Raw genomic sequence first — 3,777 nt, forward strand, 5'->3', positions numbered from 1 at the left:
AGGCGGTGCCGGCGGTGCGGATCGCGGCGAGCGCCCCCGGGTCGGGTCGCGCAGCCGCGCCGGCCCGGGCGGTGGCCGGGGTGGCGCCGAGCAGGGCGGTCAGGACGAGGGCGAGGAGCGTGGGTCGGCGCATCCGGGCACCCCTTTCATTGCTGTCGGTCGATGTCATAAAGCATCGACCCCCCGCCGCATCCGTTCAAGCGCCGGTCGGCGAACGTACAGTGGGGCGGGTTCCGGCCCCACCGTCGCATCGGAAGGAGCACCGTGAACCGACGCATCCGCGCCGCCCTCGGCGTCGCCCTGACCGCCGCGCTCGTCAGCACCGTCGCCCCCACCCCCGCCGCCGCCCGGGACCGCCGGCCGACCGTGGTCGCGTTGCCGGACGGCTTCCAGCCGGAGGGCATCGCGACCGCCGGCCGGTACGCCTTCTTCGGCTCGCGGGCCACCGGTGAGATCTACCGCGCCGACCTGGTCACCGGCCTCGGCGCCCGGCTCAGCCCGCCCACCGGCACTCCGTCGCTCGGCCTGAAGGTCGACCCGCGGGGCCGGCTCTTCGTGGCCGGCGGCACCGCCGGGGACGCCCGGGTGATCGACGCCCGCACCGGGGCGGTCCTGGCCCGGTACCGGTTCGCCGACCCCCCGACGTTCGTCAACGACGTGACACTGACCCGGGACGCCGCCTGGTTCACCGACTCGAACCGGCCGGTGCTCTACCGGCTGCCGCTGGGGCGCGGTGGCGCGCTGCCACCGGCCGACGGGTTCACCACGCTCCCGCTCACCGGCGACTTCCAGCAGAGCGGCACCGGCGTCAACCTGAACGGCATCGCGCCCACCCCGGACGGCCGGGGACTGGTCGTGGTGCAGTCGAACACCGGCACCCTGTTCCGGGTCGACCCGGCCACCGGCGGCACCACCGCCGTGGACGTGCCGGGGCACAGCTTCGCCAACGGCGACGGCCTGCTGCTGCTCGGCCGCACGCTGGTGGTGGTGCAGAACCGGCTCAACCAGGTCGCGCTGGTCGAGCTGAACCGCGCCGGCACCGCCGGCACGCTGCGGCGGGTCCTGACCGACCCGGACTTCGACGTGCCGACCACGGTCGCCGCCGCCCTGGGCCGGCTCTACCTGCCCAACGCCCGCTTCACCACGCCGCCGACGCCGACCACCCCGTACACCGCGGTCGCGATCGACGCGCGCTGAGCCGGCGGCGGTCGCGCCGGTCCGGCGCGACCGCCGGGTTCAGTCCTCCACCTCGGGACCGAGCAGCCGGATCTCCTCGATGTCGACGGCGGCCTGGAGCTGCCGCAGCACCGCGTCGTCGATCTGGTTGCTGTTGCGCAGCTGGGTGACCTCCCGCCGCTTGCGGTCCAGCAACTCCAGCTTCAACCTGCGGAGCACCTCCCGCTCCTCCCCCGTCGCCTCGTCGGGCGGATTCCGGACGTCGGCGAGGTGGTCCTCGTAGTCCGACCGGAGCCGGTCCACCGTGTCCGACGACGCGCCCAGCTCGGCCGCGACCTGGGGCAGCGCCTCCAGGGCCGCCTCGGTGGCCCGGATCCGGGCCCACCGCACCTCGTGGTCGCGCTCCCGGTCGCCGACCAGACCGGCCCAGGTGACGACCGCCGGCAGCGTGGTGCCCTGCACCACCATGATCAGCACGATCACCACGACGGTGACGAAGATGATCAGGTCGCGTTCGCGTACCGCCGTCCCGTCGTGCATGGTGACCGGCACGGCCAGCGCCGCGGCGAGGGACACCGCGCCGCGGAAGCCGGCCCAGCCCGCGGCGGTCCGCATCCGGGCGTCGAAGTGGCGCGCCCGCCGCGACTCCCGCCGGTCGACGCGCTGCAACGCGCTCACCGACAGGTGCACCCAGGCCAACCGGGTCACCACCACGACCAGCGCGACCAGCACCGCGATGCCCAGCGACGCCATCGGCGAGTGGCTGGTGATGCTGCGCAGCGAGCGCGGCACCTGCATGCCGAGCAGCACGAACAGGCTGCCGTTGATCATGAAGGTGGAGAGGTCCCAGAACGCGTACGCGGTGACCCGGGAACGCGCCCGGATCACCCGGGGTCCGGCGTAGGACAGCAGCAGCCCGGAGACGACGACCGCGAGCACCCCGCTGGCCCGCACCGCGTCGGCGAGCAGGAACGCGACGAACGGGGTGAGGATGCTCAGCCCGCCCTCGCGCATCGGATCGTCGACGCGCTTGCGGATCAGCACGACCACCCCGCCGACGAGCAGCCCGGCGGCCACCCCGCCGACCGACTTGCCGACGAACTCGCCGGTGAGCACGAGCGGGCCGGGCACCGTCCCGCCCGCGATCACCCCGACCGTCACCGCGAACAGGACCAGCGCCGTTCCGTCGTTGACCAGGCTCTCCGCGCGCAGCGTGGTGAGGATGCCGCGCGGCATCCGCTTGGCCAGGCCGGCGACGGCCGCGGCGTCGGTGGGCGCCAGCACCGCGCCGAGCACCCAGGCGGCGGCCGGCTCGACGCCGAGGGCCTGCGCGACGTACGCGACCGCGACCAGTGTGATGATCACCAGCGCGACCGCCAGTCCCACGATCACCGCGAGGTTGGCCCGGATCTCCCGGAGGCTGACCACCAGGCTCTCCCGGTAGAGGATCGCCGGGAGGAACAGCACCAACACGACCTCGGGTTCGAGGACCACGTTGTCGAACGGCGCCAGCAGCCCGAGCAGCGCGCCCATCGAGATGAGCAGCACGGGCGGCGCGACGCTGTACCGGCCGCCGATGGTCGTGCCGACGAGCACGGTGACGCCGAGCACCGTGATCAGCACGAGTGCGTCCACGCCGTACCCCCGTCACCGTCCGCCGGATCCACCGTGCCGTAAAGGGCGGCCCCGGCGCGGCGGAACCGGCCGATCGCTACTCGAAGCGGGCGGGGTCGCCGGCGCCGCGACGCAGGATCTCCGGCTCCGGGCCGGACAGGTCGACCACGGTGGTGGGTTCGAGCCCGCAGTCGCCGGCGTCGACCACGGCGTCGACGAGGTGGTCGAGCCGTTCCTTGATCTCCCAGCCCTGGGTCATCGGCTCCTCTTCACCGGGCAGCAGCAGGGTGCTGGAGAGCAGCGGCTCGCCCAGTTCGGCGAGCAGCGCCTGGGTCACCGCGTGGTGCGGCACCCGGGCCCCGACCACCCGCCGGCGCGGGTCCTGCAACCGCCGGGGCACCTCCGCGGTGGCCGGCAGGATGAACGTGTAGCTGCCCGGAATGACGGACTTGACCTGGCGGAAGACGGCATTGCTGAGCTTGACGAACTGACCGAGCTGGGCGAAGTCGGCGCAGACGAGCGTGAACGGGTGCCGATCGTCGAGCCGCCGGATCTCCCGGATCCGCTCCACGCCGGCCCGGTTGTCGAGCCGGCAGCCGAGCGCGTAGCAGGAGTCGGTCGGGTAGGCGATCACCCCGTCGTCGCGCAGCAGGCTCACCACCTGCCGGATCACCCGGGGTTGGGGGTTGTCCGGATGCAGGTCGTAGTACCTCGCCACGCCGGCCAGCCTATGCCCGCCGGGGACCGGGCGCAGGTTTGCCGGGGGCCGATTCCGGAAACAGGTGGGGGCCGTTCACGACAGGGGGACCGATCATGTCCGAAGCCAGCACAGAGCGCGTCACCGACCGTCCCGACGAGGTGACCGATCCGTTGCTGTGGGATCTGGCCGCCGCGGTGGCCGACGCGCATCAGCCCGACGCGGAGCGGGTGTGCGCCAGCCCGAGCTGCGCGGGCGCCGCCTGGCCCTGCGCCGCCTGGGACGCCGCG

Annotated in this window: 3 protein-coding genes; 1 reads left to right on the plus strand and 2 read right to left on the minus strand. The window is 73.8% G+C overall.

The genetic code is table 11. The features are described 5' to 3' along the window. Window positions 1–264: 264 nt before the first annotated feature. The gene (locus HUW36_RS27840; RefSeq protein WP_174530850.1) at window positions 265–1,197 is read left to right on the plus strand and encodes an NHL repeat-containing protein; all 933 of its coding nucleotides are present in this window, start codon (window positions 265–267) and stop codon (window positions 1,195–1,197) included. A gap of 39 nt (window positions 1,198–1,236) precedes the next feature. Here the strand turns inward: HUW36_RS27840 and HUW36_RS27845 are convergent, their stop codons facing one another. Then, window positions 1,237–2,811 carry a Na+/H+ antiporter gene (locus HUW36_RS27845; protein WP_174530851.1) on the minus strand — a complete coding sequence of 525 codons (1,575 nt, stop codon included), beginning with the start codon at window positions 2,809–2,811 and terminating at the stop codon, window positions 1,237–1,239. Between the two features lie 76 nt (window positions 2,812–2,887). Continuing rightward, window positions 2,888–3,508 carry an L-threonylcarbamoyladenylate synthase gene (locus HUW36_RS27850; protein ID WP_174530852.1) on the minus strand — a complete coding sequence of 207 codons (621 nt, stop codon included), beginning with the start codon at window positions 3,506–3,508 and terminating at the stop codon, window positions 2,888–2,890. Between the last annotated feature and the right edge of the window lie 269 nt (window positions 3,509–3,777).

Origin of the sequence: Micromonospora maritima, assembly GCF_902825405.1 — a bacterium.
GTDB classification, from domain to species: Bacteria; Actinomycetota; Actinomycetes; order Mycobacteriales; family Micromonosporaceae; genus Micromonospora; species Micromonospora maritima.